The organism is Paraburkholderia sp. BR10936 (genome assembly GCF_040965735.1).
Classification (GTDB): domain Bacteria; phylum Pseudomonadota; class Gammaproteobacteria; order Burkholderiales; family Burkholderiaceae; genus Paraburkholderia; species Paraburkholderia nodosa_A.
Window position 1 is genome coordinate 110,183 of the sequence record NZ_JBFRCM010000008.1, and the last position, 21,721, is coordinate 131,903.

Below are 21,721 nucleotides of genomic sequence, written 5' to 3' on the forward strand. Positions count from 1 at the left end.
GGGATGCATGGCACGCATACCGCGTGCCCGCGACGCGGCGCACCTGGCGGCAACTCAGTGCGTAATTCAGTGCACTGCGGCCGGCGCCTGCGCGTCCATCTTACCCTGATCGCCATGCAGCCGCTCGATGTGCGGTTTGGCCCACGGGCCCGTAATCGCGAAGTCCATCGCGAAGGCGTGCTCGAGCGTTTGCGAGAGCACGACGTCGCCGATCAGCGCGCCGAGGCCGAAGAGCGGATTGATGATGGCCGCCGCGACCACGCCTGCGCCCGCGCTGACCGTCGGCACCACGTGCACGTGCAGGTCCTGGGTTTCGTGCGCGAGGTCGACGCTGCCCGCCATCGTCGCGCGCCCGGGGGCAGTGACGAGCTTGAAATCGTTGGTGCTGCCAATGCCGTTCTGGATCTGCGCGGTGGCCGTCGCGCTCGTGAAGGGCAGGCCTTCGCCGATGACGTCGCGGAAGTCCGTCGTGAGGAAGCGCGCGAGGCTTTGCAGGCTCAGCACGCCGAGCAGCCTTGCCACGCCCGGATCGACCTTGAGAATCTGGCCGTGTCGCAGGTCAAGGGTGAGGTTGCCGTTGAGCGACGGGAAATCGATGCGCGTGGGGCCGCCTTGCCATTCCAGGTTGCCCGCGAGCGTGCCCGAGCCGTTCTTGAGCACATGCGGCCGGCCGGCGCGTTGGAGCAGGGCGCCGGCGTCCTTGATGTCGAGATGGAAATCGAGCGCCGTGCGGCGCGCCGTTTGCATGCCGGCTGCGGCCGAATCCTCGCTGGCTGCCGTGTCGCCCACCGCGCGCCAGTTTTCCGTGGCGGTGAGGTGCGCGTCCGGGTTGCTGATGTCGAGCTGATCGAGCTGCCAGACCGGCACGCCGTTGTCGTCGAAGTTGTGCGCGTTGACCTGGAGACGGCCGAGGTCGCGATCGCGCACGATGAGCTGGTTCACGACGAGGTCGATCGACGGCATGTTCTGCGCGGGCTGCGACATCGCCTGGCCGAGCAGGTCATTTTCGGTGGCGGCGGGCACGGTGAGGCGCGCGAGCCGCGCTTCGAGCGTGCCCGGTGCGCCCGGCACGGCGCCCGGCTTCCACGAGACGTGGCCCGAGACCTGGTTGGAGGCGACGTTGGCCTGCCATTCGTTGCCGCGCTCGCCGGTGCGCGATGCGCCGAGCACGACGTTCTCCCAGTGGCGCTTGAGCAGCGTGAGCGTGCCGACGTGGACCGCGAAGCGCGAAGGCAGGAACTGGCCGACCGCGCCGTTGGGGGCGAGCGGCGACGAGGCGGCGGTTGGCGCGGCCGCCGTAGTGGCCGTAGTGGCCGATGCCGGGCTTTGCGGCGCGGCAGCCGCGGCGCTGGGCAGCGCAGATTCGGAGGTTGCGCCCGGGGCCGCGTCTTGATTTTGAGCCATCCGCTCGGCCGCTCGTTCTGCGGCGGTTCGCGGTGGGGGAACCGCCGCCCGCGCGCCGCTTGCCGCCGCGCTCGCAGGCGTCGCGCCCTGGGCCTGGGCCGCCGCGGTCCCGCGCAACTGCTGCACCACGGCGCGCCAGGCGTCGGCGTCGAAGGTGGGCAGGTCGACGGCGGCGGCCACGCCTTCCGAGGGGAGATCGGCCGGGCGGTTCATGCCGATCGCGCCGCGCACGACTTCCGGTACGTGACCCGGATGGCGGCGCATCACGTAACGCGCGGCGAGCGGCCCGAGCGTGAGTTCTGCATGTTCGAACGCGGCGTCGTCGGCCCTGGCATCGGCGCCGACGGCGGATTCGGCGGGCGTGCCCGTGCCCGGCTGCAATTCGAAGTTCAGCGGCATCGGCGTGCCGGCGGCCTTGCCGAACGGCGCGGGCAGGTCGAGCGCGAGGCCGGTGAGATCGGCGTTCGCCTTCACGTCGGGCAGGCGCCCGCGCTGGCCGGCTACCGAAAGCGAGTAGGGCGCCGCGCCCGACAGGCGCCCGAGCGCCGCCGCCGCCATGCCATGCAGGTTCAGCCCGCGCGCCGCATCGACCGCGACGTCGCCGGCCACGTCCACCTTATAGTGCCCGTCGTCGCGCATGCCGCCGCTCGCGCGCAGGTCGCCGCCGAGAAAGCGCGCCGTGAGCCGGTCGACATTGGCGCTGTGGTTCGTGAAGCGCACCTGCCCGGTGAGTTTCGAGACCGGCGGCACGTTCTTCGCGGTGAGCGTGTTGTTCTCGAAGCCGATGGCGCCCGCGAGCAGCACCTTCGGCATCGGATGGCGCGGGATCGTGAGTTTGAGTGCGAGCGTGGACTGCCCTTGCGCACGCACCTTCGCGGTGGCGTGCTTCGACATATAGCCGATCGAGCTGTTGTCCGCGTAGTCGAGCAGGTCCGCGAGCGGCCCGCGCCCGCTGCCCTCGATCACGATATCGGAGCCCTTGATGCCCAGTTCCTCGATGCGCCCGCTCACGTTGCGCAGCACGAAGTTGCGGTAGTGGCCGCGATCGACGTCGAAGCGCAGCTTGTTCTCATGCAGCTTGAACACGCCGTCGATGCCGTCGAACGCCGGCCAGACGTTCGGCGCGCCGTTGCGCATCGTGCGTGGCGGGAACGGCGACGGGTCGAAGCGGCCGCCCGTGAACGGCGCGACGATGCGGAACTGGCCCGCGTCGGGGTCGCGCGAGTAGGGGAATTTGGTGAGGTCGCCGTGGATCTCGATCGTCGCACCCTTCGACAGGCCCGCCTGCAGGCCGTGGCCGAGATAGATGCGCGTCTTCTCGCTGATGGCGGTGGGCAGGTAACGCGGGATGGCCTTGACCTTGGCCTCGTCGAAATGCGCGACGAGGTCGAGCGAGCCGCGTCCCTTGCCGGGGTTCGTGTAGTGCGCGGTCATCTTCGCGCGCGCGTCGGCGTTCTCGATGCCCAGGTTCGCGACATCGACGGTGAATGCCTTGAGCCGGTTGCCGGGCTCGCGCTCAGCGGCCACGGTCCATCTGGCCGCGCCCGAGAGCCGGTCGAACGTGAGGCGGGGATTGTCGAACACGCCAGGCAGCGTGATGGCGACGCTGTTCGTGTCGAGGTCGATGGTGCCGTGCGACTCGTCGGCGTCGATGTGCCCCCAGAGATTCTCGACCCCCGGCAGGCCCGCGCGCGGGTGGCCGCGCGGCGTGAGGCCCGGCCCCGGCTCCTGCGCATTCATGCTGATGCCCTGCAGGTCGCCCTTGAAGCGATAGTGGGTGACCGGCTCGACGCTGGTGGAGCGCTGCTCGGCAGCCGCTTCACCCGACTCGGGCTTCGCGCGCTCGAGGGATAGGTCGTAGTTCGCCACCAGCCCGCGCGGGTCGAAGCGCACGAGCGCGCCCTGCACGCGACCGGGTAGCGGCAGCGCGCGCATGAACTCGGCGAGGATGCCGAGATCGATGCGATCGCCGCGCACGCTCATGAGTTGGCCATGCTGGAGCGTTTGCTGGCGAAAGCGCGCATCGAGCGTCGTGAGCGCGAGCGAGCGCGTGAGCGGCGTGCCGTCGTCGAGCGGCGGCTGGCCCAGTTCCGCGTGCAAGTCGCGCAGCTTGAGTGCGTAGTCGTCGGGCTGGATGCCGAGGCTCCAGTGGAAGCTCGCGACCGGCATGTCGAGCAGCGGCTGCGTGGGCCGCGTGCGCAGCGCGATGTTTGCGCCTTCCAGCGCGCCGCTCGCTTCGAGGATGCGTCCGTTCGAAAAGTGCGCCCAGATCGAGTTGTCGATGCGCCCCGCGTAGGTGGCGATCGGGAAGTTGATGTAGCGCGCGAGCGTGGGCAGATCGACGGGGCCGGTCGAGAGATAGGTGTCGCCCGTCCAGCTGATCGGCTTGCCGGCCTGCGCGTAGTGCGCGTGCGTGAAGTGCGCGCGGAAGTCGAGCGGGCCGTGCAGCACGGTGCCCTCGGCCGGCGCCTGGAGCGCGACGCGGTGATCGTACCCGTCGTTGAGGATCGCGAGGCGGATGTGCGAGAACGCGAGGTCGGGCACGTCGCGCGTGGCGTCGTGCCAGCGCAGCGTGCCGCCGCGCAGCACGACGGCCTGCTGGCGCATGAGCCACGTCGTGAAGGTGGCGTTGCCCGTGTGTGCGGTGGGCACCGGCACGCCCGCCACGGTGAGCGTGCCGTCGTCCTCGCGCGCGATGTGCACGTCGGGCTGCTCGACCACGATGCTCGAGAGCAGCGGTTCGAGCAGCACGACCGAGCGCCACGACACAGAAGCCGTGGCGTGCGGCACGTCGAGCGCGATGTTGCCGTGGCGGTCGCGAATCGTCAGATCAGTGACGTCGATGCCGGGCTGGAAGCCCGACCAGTGCGGCGCGAGCTTGCCGATGCGCAATTCGGCGTGAATCTTCGAGGAGACGAGCTGCTCGATGCGCGGACGCACGTTGTCCACGTATGGCAGCACGACGTAGCGCAGACCGAGCAGCAGGACAGAGACAAGGAAATACAGGACGAGCGCGATGATCGCCAGCACGCGCAGTGTATGGCGCAGGACCGGGTGATGATGGTGCGGACCCCCTGGCTCGGTAGCCTGGCTGGCATGTCCAGATTGGGGTAGGCCGGCGTGATCGTTTCGCTCGGACATGCTGCGGCGGGTGGGGTATGGTAGCGTTGCGTTCTAACGACGAAATGTATCACAGAGGGCCGTCAGAAGGCCCATCCGGGGAAGCCGGGATGGCCGCTCGGCGCGTGACACGCATGATTTTTTGCACTGCAGTGGCGGCTATGCCGGACGCATCGGCGAGACGGACCGCGAGAGCCGGTGGGCGGTGCGCGCGTGGCGCGGGGCGAACCCTCGCGGTCGAACCGTCGAGATCGGCATCGTCGCATCGACACCGTCATCAACCCAGGCGCGCGCAGCGACACAACAGCGAACAGCGAGCCTTCCCGGCAAGCAGCACTTCATGACTGACATCCCTCTTCTGAGTTCCAGCTATTCCCGCTATGCAGCACGGGCTTACGCCGCGCGCCCTGGCCTCGCAGCGCAGGTCGAGGCGCTCGCCGCGGCACCGCTCTCGCGCGAACGCATCGTCGCGCGGCTCGACGCGTTGAGCGGGGAACTGCTCGCCGAAGCAAACGCCGCACCTGGCGCAGCGCTCAACGACGAGCAGTTGAAGAAGGTCCTGCGCCAGTTGCGCGTGGAAGTGATCTGCGCGGTGATGGAGCGCGATCTCGGCGGCGTGGCCGACGTCGCCGAAGTGACCGGCAGCATGACCGATCTCGCCGAAGTCACGATCCAGCGCGCGCTCGCCTGCGTGAGCGCCGACCTCGAAACGCTCTTCGGCGAGCCGCGCGGCCCGGGCGGCGAGCGCCTCACGCTCGGCGTGGTGGGGATGGGCAAGCTGGGCGGACGCGAGCTGAACGTTTCGTCCGACATCGACCTGATCTTCGTCTACGAGGACGACGGCGAAACCACGGGAGGCCAGCGCTCGCCCGTCGCCACGCAGGACTTCTTCACGCGCGTGGGCAAACGCCTGATCGCCGCGCTCTCCGACGTGACGGCCGATGGCTTCGTGTTTCGCGTGGACATGCGTCTGCGCCCGAACGGCGACTCCGGGCCGCTCGTGTGCAGCCTCGGCATGCTCGAAGAGTACTTCTACGTGCAGGGCCGCGAGTGGGAGCGCTATGCGTGGATCAAGGGGCGGCTCGTTTCCGAGGACGAGAGCGACAGCGCGCTGCGTCTTGCACGTCAGCTCGATTCGCTCGTGAAGCCATTTGTCTACCGGCGCTACCTGGATTTCGGCGTGATCAGCGCAATCCGCTCGCTGCACTTGCAGATTCGCCAGGAAGCGCAGCGGCGCGCCATGATGCGCCCCGACAAGGCCGACGACATCAAGCTCGGGCGCGGCGGGATTCGTGAGATCGAGTTCAGCGCCCAGGTGTTCCAGCTCATTCGCGGCGGTCAGGACGCGGGTTTCCGCGTGCGCCCGACGCTCGCGGTGCTCGGCTACGCCGCCGCGCGCGGACTGATCGCGCCGGAGGTGTGCGGCGAGCTCGCGCGCGCCTACAACTTCCTGCGCGACCTCGAGCATCGCCTGCAATACCGCGACGATGCGCAAACGCACGCCATGCCTGTCGACGCCGAGGAGCGCGCGGCGCTCGCGAAGTCGATGGGCTTTGCCGACTACGCCGCGCTGATGACGACGCTCGACGGCCACCGCGACAACGTCGAGCGCCAGTTCGTGCAGATTTTCTCCGACAAGATGGGCGGCGAGGGCGGCTGTGGCGCCTCGGAAGACGGCGCGGCGGCATGGGTCTGGAGCGGTGCGCTCATGGAAGAGGGCGCAGAAGACTCGTTGCTCGAACGTCTCACGGAACTGGGTATCGACGACCCGGCGCCGCTGCTCGCGCGCCTGCGCGGACTCTGGCAGTCGGCGCGTTACGCGGGGCTGCCCGAGAAGAGCCGCGAGCGCTTCGATAGCGTCGCGCAGCGCGCGCTCGAAGCTGCACGCACGCTCGAGCCGCGCGAGCGGCGCGGCGACACGCTCGCGCGCATGTTCGACCTGCTCGAAGCCGTGATCCGGCGCGGCGCGTATCTCGCGCTGCTCTGCGAATATCCGGATGCGCTCAGCCGCGTGCTCAAGGTGCTGGGCGGCTCTCGCTGGGCGGCGGGCTATCTGATCCGCCATCCGCAACTGCTCGACGAACTGCTCGACGACGAGGCAGTTGCATCGCCCTTCGACTGGCCTGAATTCTCGCGTCTGTTGCGCGCACGGCTCGCCGCGGCCGCCGACGTCGAACAGCAGATGGACCTGCTGCGTCACGCGCACCAGGCCGAGGTGTTCCGCATCCTGCTCAACGACCTGGCGGGGCGGCTCTCGGTGGAGCACGTGAGCGACCGGCTCTCGGAGCTTGCCGACGCCGTGCTCGACGTGACCATCGAGACCGTCTGGAAGCAGTTCGCCAAACGCCATCGCGAGGTGCCGCGCTTCGCGGCGATCGCTTACGGCAAGCTGGGCGGCAAGGAGCTGGGCTACGCGTCGGACCTCGACATCATCTTTCTGTACGAAGACGAGGACGAGCGCGCCTCGGAGATCTACGCGACCTTCGCGCGCCGCCTCATCACATGGCTCACCACGGCCACCGGCGCGGGCACGTTGTTCGACGTCGATCTGCGCCTGCGGCCGAACGGCGAGTCCGGGCTGCTCGTGACCGACCTCGATGCGTTCCGCCGCTACCAGCTGCGCGAGGGCGACGCCGCGAACACGGCATGGGTCTGGGAGCACCAGGCACTCACGCGTGCGCGCTTCTCGGCCGGGGACGTGGCGATCGGCAGCGCCTTCGAGGCGATCCGCGTGCAGGTGCTGACCACGCCGCGCGACGCCGCGCCGCTCGCGAAGGAAATCGTGGAGATGCGCCAGCGCGTGGAAGACGGCCATCCGAACCGCACCGAACTCTTCGACCTGAAGCATGACCGCGGCGGCATGGTGGACATCGAGTTTCTCGTGCAGTACTGGGTGCTGCTGCATGCGGCGCAGGACCCCGAACTGATCCGCAACACGGGCAATATCGCGTTGCTGCGCGAGGTGTCGCGCTTCGGGCTCATGAGCGAGGAGGAGGCCGAGACGATAGGCTCGGCGTACCGGCTGTATCGCAAGCTGCAGCATCAGTTGCGGCTCGACGGGATGGAGAAGGCGCGTGTCGATCCGGCGCGTGTGGAGCGCGAGCGCGAGGCCGTGCTGGCGTTGTGGAAGCGCGTGTTCGGGGAGCGCGGGGAGGCTTAGGGCCGCAGCAGAAGCCTGGCCAGAACGTCCTTCAGGTCTCTGCGGGTGTCGACGATCAAATGGATATAGATCATCGGATCGTCAATCTCGTAGATGATGCGGTTCATGCCGCTTACTATCTGCCGATAGTTCGTAGAGCCCAGTTCCGCGAGCTCAGGAGGAACGTGACCATTTCGGGGAAATGCCTCGAGTTGTTCAATATCGTCGCGAATCTTCGCCGATGTTTCACGCCAGGCCTTCGGGCCGAATTTGGCGATCACGTAACGTCGAATGTCTTGCATGTCGGTCCGCGCCGACTGGAGGAAGACGGCCTTCATGCAATACCGTCGTCCTTGTCCATCTGCTCCAGTTCAGTGAAAACATCACTCGCCGGAATGTAACGACCGGCTTCGATGTCCTTGCGCCCCAGCGTCAGAATCTTCAGAAGTGCTAACGTTTGTTGCATATCCTCGTAGGATTGTGCGTCCTGCACGACGACCCGGGCTTCACCGTTTTGGGTGATCAGCATCGGCTCGCCACTTTCCGTGATCTCGCGGACGATCTCAGCGGCGTGGCTCTTCAGATAGCTAATGGGCTTCACCTGGCTGGGCTTCATCTCCGTTCCTCGGGCTGGCATGTCAATAGGACTAAATATAGACCTAAATTCGGACTGATTGGAGGCAATATTTAGGGTTGTATCAACGAGGCAGGGAAGCTCAAGCCGCTAGCATCTCCTTCGCATGCCGCCTGGTCGTCGCGGTAATCTCCAGCCCGCCTAGCATGCGCGCGACTTCCTCCACCCGGCCGCCCCTGTCGAGCGGCGTGACGGCCGAGACCGTGCCGCCGTTGCCGTCGCCGGACTTCGCCACCTGGAAGTGGTGATCGCCGCGTGCCGCGACCTGCGGCAAGTGCGTCACGCACAGCACCTGGCGCGCGCGACCGAGCTGGTGCAGCAAACGTCCCACCACTTCGGCGACCCCGCCGCCAATGCCCGTATCCACTTCGTCGAAGATCAGCGTGGGCGTGGGGCTCGCCGCGCTCGCGATCACGGCAAGCGCGAGACTGATACGTGCGAGCTCGCCGCCCGAAGCGATCTTCGCGAGCGGGCGCAGCGGCACGCCGGCATGGCCCGCCACGCGGAATTCGATCTGCTCCAGACCATGGGCCCCGCCGATCGGCTCGCCGGTCGAGCTGCTGCCGAGCGCCACGAGCGCGACTTCGAAGCTGCCGCCGGCCATCGACAGTTCCTGCATGCCTTGCGTGACCGCCGAACCGAGCGCCTTCGCCGCCTTGGCGCGCGCCTTCGAGAGCTGGCGTGCCTGTGCGAGATAGGCTTCCTGCGCCTTCTGCTCGGCGGCGCGCAGGCCGTCGAGATCGGATGCGGCGTCGAGTGCCGCGAGCTGCTGGCGGCGCGACGCGTGTTCCTCAGGTAGCGTTTCGGCCGGCAGGCGGAACTTGCGCGCCGTCGAATGCAGCGCGTCGAGGCGCCGTTCGACCTGCGCGAGATGTTGCGGATCGAGATCGAGGCGTTGCGCGTAGTGCGAGAGCGAGTACGCCGCTTCCTGGATCTGGATCGCGGCCGGTTCGAGCGCGGCGAGGGCGTCGTTGAGTTCGGCGTCGACTTCGGCGAGGGAGCGCAGCTTCGAGACGATCGAGTTCAGCTGCGAGAGCATCGCCTCGTCGGATTCCGATAACGCCGCGAGCGCGCCTTGTACGCCTTCGATCAGGTTGGCCGAGTTCGAAAGCCGCACGTGCTCCGCGTTCACTTCCTCCCATTCGCCCGGCTGCGGCGCGAGCTTGTCGAGCTCGGCGAGCTGCCACGCGAGGCGCTCGCGCTCGAGCTGCAGCTCGCGGTCGCGCGACATGGCGCTCTGCAGGGCGAGACGCGCGTCGCGTGCCTCGCGCCACGCGCGCGTGACGGTGGCGGCGAGATCCGTGAGGCCCGCGTGCGTGTCGAACAGTTCGCGCTGCGCATCGGGGCGCATGAGCAGTTGGTGAGCATGCTGGCCGTGGATGTCCACGAGCATTTCGCCCAGTTCGCGCAGTTGCGCGAGCGTGGCGGGCGTCCCGTTGATGAAGGCGCGCGAGCGCCCGCCGCTGTCCACCACGCGGCGCATCATGACCGTGTGCTCGCCGTCGCCGTTCGTGAGCGCCTGCTCGTCGAGCCAAAGCGCGGCATGCGCGGGCACGTCGAACTCGGCGGTGATGTCGGCGCGGGCCTCGCCGGTGCGCACGACGCTCGCGTCGGCGCGCGTGCCGAGCGTGAGGGCGAGGGCATCGATCAGGATCGACTTGCCCGCGCCGGTTTCGCCGGAAAACACGGTGAAACCGCTATCGAATTCGAGGTCGAGCGCGGCGACGATCACGAAGTCGCGAATCGAGAGATGGCGAAGCATGGCGTCTGGTTCTGCTTTTTTGGGTTGGCTTTGATTACCGTGGGACTGCTGGCTGCATGGCAACGCACGCGCGCGCTTCACGCTAAGACGCGGGTTTAGTCCTCCGGATCGCCCTGCAGCGAGGGGTGCTCGTTCCAGTGCAGCTTCTTGCGCAGCGTGCGGTAGTAGCTATAGCCGACCGGGTGCAGGAAGGGCACCGTGTGGCGCGAGCGGCGCACCTCGATCACGTCGTTCAGCTCCAGCGCTGTGAACGACTGCATGTCGAAGTTCACGTTGACGTCGCGGCCCGCCACGATCTGGATGCTCACCTTGCAGTCGTCGGGCAGCACGATCGGGCGGTTCGAGAGCGCGTGCGGCGCGATCGGTACGAGCACGATGCCTTGCAGCTGCGGATGCAGGATCGGCCCCTGCGACGAGAGCGCGTAGGCGGTCGAGCCCGTGGGCGTCGCGACGATCAAGCCGTCTGAGCGCTGGTTGTACATGAAGCGGCCATCCACGTTCACGCGCAGTTCGGCCATGCCCGAAAAGCCGCTACGGTTCACGACCACGTCGTTGAAGGCGAGCGCGTGGTAGATCGGGTCGCCGTCGCGGGTGATGCGCGACTCGAGCAGCGAGCGCTCCTCGCGCTCGAACGAGCCCGCGAGCAGTTGCGGCACGACCTCCTGCATCTCGGAGAACGCGATGTCGGTAATGAAGCCGAGCCGCCCGTGGTTGATGCCGATGAGCGGCGTGCGGTAGGGCGCGAGCTGGCGGCCGATGCCGAGCATCGTGCCGTCGCCGCCGAGCACGACGGCCACGTCCGCGCGCGCGCCGATTTCGGACGGCTGCAGCGCGGGATAGCCTTGCGCGCCGATTTCCTCTGCGGTTTGCGCTTCGAACACGACCTCGAAGCCGCGCTTCGAAATGGTCTGGGCGAGCGCCGTCAGCGGCTCGGCAATGCCCGGCGTATTGCTGCGCCCAACGAGCGCAACCGTCTTGAACTGGCTCTGGATCTTCTGGATCTGCATGCCGGCATTACACCATAGTCAGGTCACGAAAAGAACCTGGCGCAAGCCGGGCGCGGCCCGCCAGGCCTTGCGCGCCGCGCCCTCCCGCCCTAAGCCGGTGACACGGCGATGACAACGCGCGATGTGCCAGACGATGTGCCATGCAACATGCCCGGCGGCAACGGGCGAAACCGGGCCGCCCCGCGCTGCGGGCCTGCCCGTCGGGCCCGACCTGGCGGCGCACTCGCGGCCAACCCGCCATTAGGCTAAAATTTTGAGTCATGCTAGATCCCCGCGCACAAACCCTCCTCAAGACGCTGATCGAGCGCTACATCGCCGAAGGTCAGCCGGTCGGCTCGCGCACGCTGTCGCGCTATTCCGGCCTGGAACTGAGCCCGGCGACGATCCGCAACGTCATGTCGGACCTCGAGGAGCTGGGTCTCGTGTCCAGCCCGCATACCTCGGCCGGGCGTGTGCCCACGCCGCGCGGCTATCGCCTGTTCGTCGACACCATGCTCACCGTCGAGCCCAGTTCGGACGACGACGCGCTCACGCGGGCGGTAAAGACCACGCTGCGCCCCGGCGAGCCGCAGAAAGTGGTGGCGGCGGCGGCCAGCGTGCTCTCGAACCTCTCGCAGTTCGCGGGCGTGGTGCTGACGCCCCGGCGCAGCCACGTGTTCAAGCAGATCGAGTTCATGCGCCTGTCCGACAAGCGCATCTTGCTCATCATCGTGACGCCCGAAGGCGACGTGCAGAACCGCATCATGGCGACGCAGCGCGACTTCACGCCTTCCGAGCTCATCGAAGCCTCGAATTACATCAACGCGCACTTCGCGGGCCTGTCGTTCGACGAGGTGCGCCGCCGCCTGCGCGAGGAAATCGACGCGCTGCGCGGCGACATGACCACGCTCATGCACGCGGCCGTAACCGCGAGCACCGAAGAGCCCGAAAGCGGCGACACCTTGCTCATTTCCGGCGAGCGCAACCTGCTCGAAGTGGCCGACCTTTCCTCGGACATGGCGCGCCTGCGCAAGCTCTTCGACGTATTCGACCAGAAAACCAGCCTGCTGCAGCTGCTCGACGTCTCGAGCCACGCGCAGGGTGTGCAGATTTTCATTGGCGGCGAGTCGCAACTCGTGCCGATCGAGGAAATGAGCGTGGTGACGGCTCCCTACGAGGTGAACGGCAAGATCGTCGGCACGCTCGGCGTGATCGGACCGACGCGCATGGCGTACAACCGCGTGATTCCGATCGTCGACATCACGGCGCGGCTGCTCTCGCTCACGCTCAGCCAGAACTGAGCGCCGCATCGGGCACCCCGGCCTTTCCGACGATCATCCCTCGAAAGGCGTGGTGCGCGCCATCGGCCGAATGGCCAACGCGCGGTGGTCACTCGCCGCGTCGCGGGTCCGGTTTGGCCCGCCAGGACCGCCCGCTATAATGCTTGTTTCATGCAACCGTTGCTGCGCATTCGCGCGGCGCCACTGATCGCCTATGCGTTTCGACCTGGAGCGGCCTTCGCAGTCCGCCGCGGCGCATCGCGTCGCCGTGCTGCTCATCAACCTGGGCACGCCGGACGCGCCCACGCCGCGCGCCGTGCGCCGCTATCTCGCGCAGTTTCTGTCCGATCCGCGCGTGGTCGAGATTCCGGCGCCGATCTGGCAGGTCATCCTGCGCACGCTGATCCTGCCGTTTCGCGGCCGGTCGTCGGCGAAGAAGTACGCGGCGGTCTGGACGCCCGAAGGCTCGCCGCTGCGCGTGCATACGCAGAAGCAGACCGACGGCCTGCGCCATTTGCTGCAAATCAACGACTACACGGTCCTCGTCGATTACGCGATGCGCTACGGCACGCCCGACATCCCGGCGATGCTGAACCAGCTCAAGCTCGCGGGCGCGGAACGCATCCTGCTCATGCCGATGTATCCGCAGTACTCGGCGTCGACCACGGCCACGGCGTTCGACGCGGCCTTCGCCGCGCTGCGCCGCATGCGCAACCAGCCGGAAATCCGCACGGTGCGCGGCTATCACGACCATCCGGCGTATATTGCGGCGCTCGCGGCCCAGGTGCACCAGTACTGGCACGCGCACGGCAAACCCAATTTCGCGGCGGGCGACCGCCTCGTGCTGAGTTTTCACGGGGTGCCGAGCCGTACGCTCGATCTGGGCGACCCGTACCACGACCAGTGCCAGCAAACGGCCGCGCTCCTCATGCACGCGCTGGAGCTAACGCCGGTCGAATGCCGGGTGACCTTCCAGTCGCGTTTTGGGCGGGCGCAATGGCTCCAGCCATACACGGCGCCCACGCTGCGGGAACTGGGCGCGGGCGGCGTGCACCGTGCGGACGTGTTCTGCCCCGGTTTCACGGCGGATTGCCTGGAAACCATCGAGGAAATCGGCATGGAAGTGCGCGACGAGTTCCTGCACGGCGGCGGCAAGGAGTTTCACCGCATAGCATGCCTGAATGCCTCGCCGGCGTGGATCGCGGCGCTGGGCGAGATTGTTGCGCAGCACCTGCAGGGCTGGCCCGTGCAAGCCGCGGCGCCGGCTGGCGCAGTGGCCTGACCCAGTGAACTGAGCGTGAACTGAGCGGCGCATCCGGAAAGCTTCTGATGAACTACAAGATTTCGACCGAACCTGGCGCGCGGCTGCGCATCGACAAATGGTTATGGGCGGCGCGTTTCTTCAAGACGCGCTCGCTCGCCTCGGACGCCGTGGGCAAGGGGCGCGTGCGCATTGGCGGCGACGCCGTGAAGGCATCGAAGGATGTGCGCGTGGGCGACCTCGTCGAAATCGAGATCGATCATGTGGTCTGGGAAGTGCAGGTATTGGGCATTTGCGAGATGCGCGGGCCCGCCAGCATCGCGCAGACGCTCTATGCGGAAACTGAAGCCGGGCGCGAGCGGCGCGCGGCGGAGCAGGACCGGCGCCGGCTCTTTCGCGAACCGGCTGCCGTGTTGCAGGGCAGGCCGACCAAGCGCGACCGCCGCACTATCGACAAATTTTCGCGTGAGGGTTGAAGAGCGCTTCCATCGTAGCGTGCACGCCCCCGTATTCCGTCGTGTTTTCGTTCACGGCGCCCGACATGCAGATGGTCGTAGTCCCGGCGATGAGTACCAGCGCGACCACCGATATGGCAAAGGTCAGTTTCACGGTACTCCCCTTGGGATCGCAGCAAAACAGCCAGTTTCGAGGCCCGGATAGCGTTTTTATGTGCGGTGCTGCTGCTAAAAAAGGTGCTGTCCGTGGGCCCATTCGGTGCGGTGCCGGGCTCAGGGTAAACGCGTCATGAGCAGCACCTGTTCCTGAGTGTAGGTCAGGGATGTCCCTTACTCAATTTCATTTTTGCGGCGCTGCAGTAATGATTGTTACGGGCGATTGCGCGGCTTGATTTTCTGTATAAAAAAGCCGCAAGCGCCTCTTGAAACAAGCGATCCGGCACCCATGTGCTCTCGCGATGTCCGAAGCCTCTGTCGCGTCGGCGCAACGGCCCAGGCGCAGTAGAGCGGCCGGCGTCATGGCGCCCGAAGCTTTGTTCCCTTTTTCACTATTCAACGACGTTCAGCGACATGGAAAACACGCAAGAGAACCCGACGAGCCAGAACCCCAAGCCCGCGGACGAGGCGTCGCAGGCAGCCCAGCCCCAGGCGGCTGAAGCGGCCGAGCAGGCAGCCCAAGGCGGCGTGGACCAGAACGCAGCGGCGCTTGCCGAGGCCGCACTGGCCGAAGCCCAAGCGAAAGTCGCCGAATTGCAGGACGCCTTCGTCCGCGCCAAGGCCGAGACCGAGAACGTACGCCGCCGCGCGCAGGAAGACGTCGCCAAGGCGCACAAGTTCGCGATCGAAAACTTCGCCGAGCATCTGCTGCCGGTGATGGACAGCCTCGAAGCCGCTCTCGCCCATAACTCGGACGACCTCGCCAAGGTCAACGAAGGCGTCGAACTCACGCTCAAGCAGCTCACCGGCGCGCTCGAGAAGGGCAAGGTCCTCGCCATCAACCCCGTCGGCGAGAAGTTCGACCCGCACCGTCACCAGGCCATCTCGATGGTCCCGTCCGAGCAGGAAGCGAACACGGTGGTCAGCGTGCTGCAAAAGGGCTATGTGATCGCCGACCGCGTGCTGCGTCCGGCGCTCGTGACCGTTTCGGCACCGAAGTAAGAAAGATGTAAGTAATGCGGTGGCCTGAAGGAACCCAAAGGAACCCAAAGGCCCTGCGATTAAAAAAAATGATGGAACGCATAGCCCAAACCCCTTGAAATCGCCGTAGCGGCACTTATTTGGGCAGTAGTTCCGTATTGAAGTGGACGCCAGCCGCGCACAAGGGAAAACGCGGCTCGAGCATGTAGTTACCTGCGCAGCGCGAAAGCGGCGTCCGCACAGCGACCAAATTCTGGAGATTTGACAAAAATGGGCAAAATCATTGGTATCGACCTCGGCACCACCAACTCGTGCGTGGCGCTGATGGAAGGCAATCAGGTCAAGGTGATCGAGAACTCGGAAGGCGCCCGTACGACGCCTTCGATCATCGCCTACATGGACGACAACGAAGTGCTGGTCGGCGCACCGGCCAAGCGCCAGTCGGTCACGAACCCGAAGAACACGCTGTACGCAGTCAAGCGCCTGATCGGCCGCCGCTTCGAAGAGAAGGAAGTGCAGAAGGACATCGGCCTGATGCCCTACAAGATCGTCAAGCACGACAACGGCGACGCCTGGGTCGAAGCGCATGGCGCGAAGCTCGCGCCGTCGCAGGTTTCGGCTGAAGTGCTGCGCAAGATGAAGAAGACCGCTGAAGACTACCTCGGCGAGCCGGTCACCGAAGCCGTGATCACGGTTCCCGCGTACTTCAACGACAGCCAGCGTCAGGCCACCAAGGACGCCGGCCGCATCGCCGGTCTGGAAGTCAAGCGCATCATCAACGAGCCGACGGCAGCCGCACTCGCGTTCGGTCTGGACAAGGCCGAAAAGGGCGACCGCAAGATCGCCGTGTTCGACCTGGGCGGCGGCACGTTCGATATCTCGATCATCGAAATCGCGGATGTCGACGGCGAAATGCAGTTCGAAGTGCTCTCGACCAACGGCGACACGTTCCTCGGCGGTGAAGACTTCGACCAGCGCATCATCGATTACATCATCGGCGAGTTCAAGAAAGAGCAGGGCGTCGACCTCTCGAAGGACGTGCTCGCGCTGCAACGCCTGAAGGAAGCCGCTGAAAAGGCCAAGATCGAACTGTCGTCGGGCCAGCAGACCGACATCAACCTGCCGTACATCACGGCGGACGCGTCGGGTCCGAAGCACCTGAACCTCAAGTTCACGCGCGCCAAGCTGGAAGCGCTGGTCGAGGAACTGATCGAGCGCACCATCGAGCCGTGCCGCATGGCGATCAAGGACGCAGGCGTGAAGGTCGGCGACATCGACGACGTGATTCTCGTCGGCGGCCAGACGCGTATGCCGAAGGTGCAGGAGAAGGTGAAGGAGTTCTTCGGTAAGGACCCGCGCCGTGACGTGAACCCGGACGAAGCCGTGGCCGTTGGCGCCGCGATCCAGGGACAGGTGCTCTCGGGCGACCGCAAGGACGTGCTGCTCCTCGACGTGACCCCGCTGTCGCTCGGTATCGAGACGCTCGGCGGCGTGATGACGAAGATGATCAACAAGAACACCACGATCCCGACCAAGCACGCACAGGTCTACTCGACGGCGGACGACAGCCAGTCGGCCGTGACGATCAAGGTGTTCCAGGGCGAGCGCGAAATGGCAGCGGGCAACAAGCTGCTCGGCGAGTTCAACCTCGAAGGCATTCCGCCCGCACCGCGCGGCGTGCCGCAGATCGAAGTGACCTTCGACATCGACGCGAACGGCATTCTGCACGTGGGCGCGAAGGACAAGGCCACCGGCAAGGAAAACAAGATCACCATCAAGGCGAACTCGGGTCTGTCGGAAGCCGAAATCGAGAAGATGGTGAAGGACGCCGAAGCGAACGCGGAAGAAGATCACCGTCTGCGCGAGATTGCCGACGCGCGCAACCAGGGCGACGCGCTGGTTCACAGCACGAAGAAGGCCGTGGCCGAGTATGGCGACAAGATCGAAGCCAGCGAAAAGGAAACGATCGAAGCCGCGCTGAAGGACCTCGAAGAAACGCTGAAGAGCTCGTCGGCCGACAAGGCGACGATCGAGGCGAAGGTCGAGGCGCTGTCGGCAGCGTCGCAGAAGCTCGGCGAGAAGATGTACGCGGACATGCAGGCGCAGCAGGCAGGCGCGGCCGGTGCCGCCGGCGCGGGTGCCGCAGGTGCCGGTGCGGCCGAGCAGGGCGCGCAGAACGACGCCGACGACGTGGTCGACGCCGAGTTCAAGGAAGTCAAGAAGGACTAAGCCGGTTCGTGGCGGTCATGACCGTTCTGCCTGATCAGCGAACGGTCGTGATCCGATGAAAGCGACTACGAAAGCGGCCGCATCGGTTACGATGCGTGTCAGCATTGCAGCGCCTGGCGAGCCATCCGGCTCTCCGGGCACATTTGTTTTATGGAGGCCGTTCTCTTTCAGGGGCCGCCGCGGCGTGATAAGCGCCTGTGCGGATGTTCAGGGGAACGGCAAACGGGTCACGAGATCCAGCATTCAAGAGGAGCCGGCGCGCGCCGTGAAGCGCGAGGCCGGCGTTGAACCGATATGGCGAAACGGGATTACTACGAGGTTCTGGGCGTCGCGAAGAACGCGAGCGACGACGAAATCAAGAAGGCGTATCGCAAGCTCGCGATGAAGTATCACCCCGACCGCAATCCGGACAACAAGGATGCGGAAGAGCATTTCAAGGAGGCCAAAGAGGCCTACGAAATGCTGTCGGACTCGCAAAAGCGCGCGGCTTACGACCAGTACGGCCACGCCGGCGTCGATCCCAACATGGGCGGCGCGGGCGCCCAGGGCTTCGGCGGGTTCGCGGACGCTTTCGGCGACATCTTCGGCGATATCTTCGGCCAGGCCGCTGGCGGCGGCCGCGGTGGCCAGCGCAGCGGCCCGCAGGTGTATCGCGGCGCGGACCTGCGCTACAGCATGGAAATCTCGCTGGAGCAGGCGGCGCACGGCTACGAGACGCAGATCCGCGTGCCGGGCTGGACCGGCTGTGAAGTCTGTCACGGCTCGGGCGCGAAGCCCGGCACGAAGCCCGAAACCTGCCCGACCTGCCATGGTTCGGGTTCGGTGCGCATGTCGCAAGGCTTCTTCAGCATCCAGCAGACTTGCCCTAAGTGCCACGGCACGGGCTCGTACATTCCTGAACCCTGCACGAACTGCCACGGCGCAGGCAAGGTCAAGGAAACCAAGACGCTCGAAGTGAAGATTCCGGCGGGCATCGACGACGGCATGCGCATCCGTTCGGCCGGCAACGGCGAGCCTGGCATCAACGGCGGGCCGTCGGGCGATCTGTATGTCGAGATCCACATCAAGCAGCACGCGGTGTTCGAGCGCGACGGCGACGACCTGCACTGCCAGATGCCGATTCCGTTCACCACGGCGGCGCTGGGCGGCGAGATCGAAGTGCCGACGCTGGCGGGCCGCGCCTCGTTCACGGTGCCCGAAGGCACGCAGTCGGGCAAGACGTTCCGTCTGCGTGGCAAGGGCATCAAGGGTCTGCGTTCGAGCATCGCCGGCGATCTGTATGTGCATGTTCAGGTGGAAACGCCGGTCAAGCTCACCGAACACCAGCGCGAGATGCTGCAGCAGTTCGAGAAGTCGCTCGTGGAAGGCGGTTCGCGCCACAGCCCGCAAAGCAAGAGCTGGTTCGACCGCGTGAAGAGCTTCTTCGACTGACGCGCTTTTCCGGCGTCACCATGCAGCAGGTAAGCAGCAGGTAGTGATCAGCAATGGCAGTCAATCCTGGCGGCGCGACTTTCGCGCTGCTCGACGATGGCGACTCGACGGCGGTGAGCCGCTCGAGCCGCCTCTATACGGGGTTCGTGCGCGAGCTTGCGTGCCAACGCGCGGCGGATCTCGACGCGGTGTGCGCGCAGGCGAATGCCGAACTGGGCAAGGGACTTCACGCCCTCGTGATCGGCGACTACGAGTTTGGACGCACGCTCGAATTCGCCAGGCGCGACACGACCTCATCCGACGAAACGCAGCACGGCCACGCCGCGCTGCGTTTTTTATTGTTCGAACGCTGCAAAACGCTCTCGCGCGAGGAAGCCGATGCTTGGCTCGCGGCGCAAGAGGGCGCTGAAGCGCCTGCGCCTGCAGGCGTGGCGGGCGTGACGATCGGTGTCGATCGCGAGCGCTTCGAGCATGACATCGCCGCCGTGCAGGATGCCTTGCGCGCGGGCGACTCGTATCAGATCAACTACACCTACCGGCTCGGCTTCGAGGCGTACGGTTCGCCGCTCGCGCTTTACAGGCGCTTGCGCGAGCGTCAGCGCGTGCGTTACGGCGCGCTGATCGCGTTGCCGGGCGACCGCTGGGTGCTCTCGTGCTCGCCGGAGCTGTTCGTGGAGAAGCGCGGCCAAACGTTGCGCGCGAAACCGATGAAGGGCACGGCCGCGCGCAGCGCCGATGCGGAGCAGGACGCCGCCGCCGCGCGTTTTCTCGCGAACGACCCCAAGAACCGCGCCGAGAACGTGATGATCGTCGACCTGCTGCGCAACGACCTCTCGCGCGTCGCGCAAACCGGCTCGGTGCGCGTCCCGGCGCTCTTCAGTGTCGAGCCCTACGCGTCCGTCTGGCAGATGACTTCGACCGTGGAAGCGACGCTGCGCGAAGGTACGACATTCGCCGGCGTCATGCGCGCGCTTTTCCCGTGCGGCTCGATCACGGGTGCGCCCAAGCACCGGACGATGGAGCTGATCGAAGCGCTCGAGCATGCGCCGCGCGGGCTTTACACAGGCACGATAGGCTGGCTCGAGGCGCCCTCGGCAGGCGAGGTTTGCGGCGACTTTTGCCTCTCGGTCGTGATCCGCACGTTGACGCTCGACGCGCCGTCCGGGGGCACGGGCGCCACTCGGCGCGGCGAAATGGGCGTTGGTGCGGGCATCGTGCTCGACAGCGTGGCTGCCGACGAATACGAGGAGTGCCGCTTGAAAGCCCGTTTTCTCACCGATGCCGACCCGGGCATCGAATGCTTCGAAACGATGTGCGCGACGCGCGCTGAGGGCGTGCGCCACGTGGAGCGTCACCTTGCGCGGCTCGCGGCGAGCGCGGCGTGGCTCGGCTTCCCGTGCGACGTTCAAGCGTTGCGAGCGCGCATCGACGAAAGCTTGGCCAAACTTGCTGACCAAAACGCGCCACACCGTTTGCGTCTCGCGCTCGGCAAGAGCGGGGCAGCGACGATTACCAGCGCACCGCTTGCGCCGCTCGCGCAAGACACCGTAGGCGTGCTGCTGGCATCGGACTACGGCTTTGCGCCGGTCGAATCCGCCGACGCGCTGTTGCTGCGCAAGACCACGCGCCGTGCAGAATTCGATCGTGCGTGGCGCGAGGCCGAAGCACAGGGCGGCTTCGACATGCTGTTCTTCAACGAGCGCGGCGAACTGACCGAAGGCGGCCGCTCGAACGTGTTCGTGAAGCGCGACGGCAAATGGTTCACGCCACCGCTCGCCTCGGGCGTGCTGCCGGGCGTGATGCGCGGCGTGCTGCTCGACGACGATGCATTCGGCGCACAGGAGCGCGTGCTCACGCGCGACGATGTGCTCGACGCCGAGGCCTTGATGCTCACGAACGCGCTGCGCGGCGCGGTGCCGGCGCGCTTGATTCGATGAAGCTCGCGTAGCGCACCACAGGCGCACCACAAAAACAAAGCGCGCTCCCAACGGAGCGCGCTTTGTTGATTCTGCGAAGCGAAGCTGCCCAATCAGAACACGTGCTCGGGCCCCGGGAACGTGCCCTCCTTCACGGCCTGCACATACGCGCGCACGGCCGATTCGATATCGGGCTGGCCCGTCATGAAGTCCTTCACGAAGCGCGGCCGCTTGCCGGGGAAAATGCCGAGCATGTCGTGCAGCACGAGCACCTGGCCCGAGCAGTCGACGCCCGCGCCGATGCCGATGGTCGGAATGCGCAACTGCTTCGTCACTTCCGCGCCGAGCGCCGCGGGCACGGCTTCGATCACCACGAGCTGCGCGCCGGCATCCTGCAGCGCCAGCGCGTCGCGAATCATCTGCGTCGCGGCCGCATCGCTCTTGCCCTGCACCTTGAAGCCACCGAACGCATGCACCGATTGCGGCGTGAGGCCGATGTGCGCGCACACGGGCACGGCGCGCTCCACCAGCATCTTCACCGTGGGCGCGAGCCATTCGCCGCCCTCGATCTTTACCATCTGCGCGCCGGCGCGCATGAGCTTCACCGAGTTCGCAAACGCGTCTTCGGGCGTGCCGAAGGTGCCGAACGGCAGATCGGCGATGATCAGCGCCTTGGTCTGCGCGCGCGCCACGCAGGCCGTGTGATAGGCGATGTCGTCGATGGTGACGGGCAGCGTCGTGGTGTGCCCCTGGAGCACGTTGCCGAGCGAGTCTCCGATCAGCACCGTATCGACGCCCGCGCGCTCGCACAGCGCCGAGAAGCTCGCGTCATAGCACGTCAGCATCGCGATGCGTTCGCCTGCATCGCGCATGGCCTGGAGTTTGGGCACGGTGACCGCGCTGCGGCTCGTTTCCTGCAGGTAAGTCATGGGAAATCCGTAGGGAAAGGGAAAACGGGGAGGGGCTG

14 protein-coding genes are annotated in these 21,721 nt (G+C 66.4%); 8 read left to right on the top strand and 6 right to left on the bottom strand.

Annotation, left to right across the window (positions count from 1 at the left end):
- Positions 1 to 66: 66 nt before the first annotated feature.
- Positions 67 to 4,545, bottom strand: a complete 4,479-nt coding sequence (locus tag AB4Y36_RS18525) for a YhdP family protein (protein ID WP_368683763.1) — start codon at positions 4,543 to 4,545, stop codon at positions 67 to 69.
- Between the two features lie 184 nt (positions 4,546 to 4,729).
- On the opposite strand from AB4Y36_RS18525, the gene glnE reads away from it, so the two are divergent.
- Entirely contained in the window at positions 4,730 to 7,684 is a 2,955-nt protein-coding gene (gene glnE, locus AB4Y36_RS18530) for a bifunctional [glutamate--ammonia ligase]-adenylyl-L-tyrosine phosphorylase/[glutamate--ammonia-ligase] adenylyltransferase (protein WP_368683852.1), read from the top strand.
- Here the strand turns inward: glnE and AB4Y36_RS18535 are convergent.
- The 4 genes from AB4Y36_RS18535 to AB4Y36_RS18550 form a co-directional block, all read right to left on the bottom strand.
- A complete protein-coding gene (locus AB4Y36_RS18535) occupies positions 7,681 to 8,001 on the bottom strand; it encodes a type II toxin-antitoxin system RelE/ParE family toxin (RefSeq protein WP_069267793.1) in 321 nt (106 codons plus the stop codon). The genes glnE and AB4Y36_RS18535 overlap by 4 nt on opposite strands.
- On the bottom strand, positions 7,998 to 8,279 hold the full coding sequence (locus AB4Y36_RS18540) for a type II toxin-antitoxin system Phd/YefM family antitoxin (protein WP_069267792.1): 282 nt from the start codon (positions 8,277 to 8,279) through the stop codon (positions 7,998 to 8,000). Before AB4Y36_RS18540 ends, AB4Y36_RS18535 begins: the two co-directional genes overlap by 4 nt.
- A gap of 100 nt (positions 8,280 to 8,379) precedes the next feature.
- Positions 8,380 to 10,059, bottom strand: a complete 1,680-nt coding sequence (gene recN, locus AB4Y36_RS18545) for a DNA repair protein RecN (protein ID WP_069267791.1) — start codon at positions 10,057 to 10,059, stop codon at positions 8,380 to 8,382.
- A 95-nt stretch (positions 10,060 to 10,154) separates the two neighbouring features.
- Positions 10,155 to 11,066 carry an NAD kinase gene (locus tag AB4Y36_RS18550; RefSeq protein ID WP_069267790.1) on the bottom strand — a complete coding sequence of 304 codons (912 nt, stop codon included), beginning with the start codon at positions 11,064 to 11,066 and terminating at the stop codon, positions 10,155 to 10,157.
- 260 nt (positions 11,067 to 11,326) lie between these two features.
- Here AB4Y36_RS18550 and hrcA point away from each other — a divergent pair, with 260 nt between their 5' ends.
- From hrcA to pabB, 7 genes are all read left to right on the top strand, one after another.
- Positions 11,327 to 12,346 (top strand): heat-inducible transcriptional repressor HrcA, encoded by a 1,020-nt coding sequence (gene hrcA / locus AB4Y36_RS18555; protein WP_028202023.1) that lies wholly within the window; start codon positions 11,327 to 11,329, stop codon positions 12,344 to 12,346.
- A 193-nt stretch (positions 12,347 to 12,539) separates the two neighbouring features.
- Positions 12,540 to 13,607, top strand: a complete 1,068-nt coding sequence (hemH, locus tag AB4Y36_RS18560; RefSeq protein ID WP_069267788.1) for a ferrochelatase — start codon at positions 12,540 to 12,542, stop codon at positions 13,605 to 13,607.
- A 47-nt stretch (positions 13,608 to 13,654) separates the two neighbouring features.
- Positions 13,655 to 14,062 carry an RNA-binding S4 domain-containing protein gene (locus AB4Y36_RS18565; protein WP_069267787.1) on the top strand — a complete coding sequence of 136 codons (408 nt, stop codon included), beginning with the start codon at positions 13,655 to 13,657 and terminating at the stop codon, positions 14,060 to 14,062.
- A 549-nt stretch (positions 14,063 to 14,611) separates the two neighbouring features.
- Positions 14,612 to 15,199 carry a nucleotide exchange factor GrpE gene (gene grpE / locus AB4Y36_RS18570; protein WP_368683764.1) on the top strand — a complete coding sequence of 196 codons (588 nt, stop codon included), beginning with the start codon at positions 14,612 to 14,614 and terminating at the stop codon, positions 15,197 to 15,199.
- 249 nt (positions 15,200 to 15,448) lie between these two features.
- Entirely contained in the window at positions 15,449 to 17,407 is a 1,959-nt protein-coding gene (gene dnaK, locus AB4Y36_RS18575; protein ID WP_069267784.1) for a molecular chaperone DnaK, read from the top strand.
- A gap of 294 nt (positions 17,408 to 17,701) precedes the next feature.
- Entirely contained in the window at positions 17,702 to 18,838 is a 1,137-nt protein-coding gene (dnaJ, locus tag AB4Y36_RS18580; RefSeq protein ID WP_069267783.1) for a molecular chaperone DnaJ, read from the top strand.
- 53 nt (positions 18,839 to 18,891) lie between these two features.
- A complete protein-coding gene (gene pabB / locus AB4Y36_RS18585) occupies positions 18,892 to 20,775 on the top strand; it encodes an aminodeoxychorismate synthase component I (protein WP_368683765.1) in 1,884 nt (627 codons plus the stop codon).
- 92 nt (positions 20,776 to 20,867) lie between these two features.
- Here pabB and panB read toward each other — a convergent pair whose 3' ends face one another.
- A complete protein-coding gene (gene panB / locus AB4Y36_RS18590) occupies positions 20,868 to 21,683 on the bottom strand; it encodes a 3-methyl-2-oxobutanoate hydroxymethyltransferase (protein WP_069267781.1) in 816 nt (271 codons plus the stop codon).
- Positions 21,684 to 21,721: the final 38 nt, after the last annotated feature.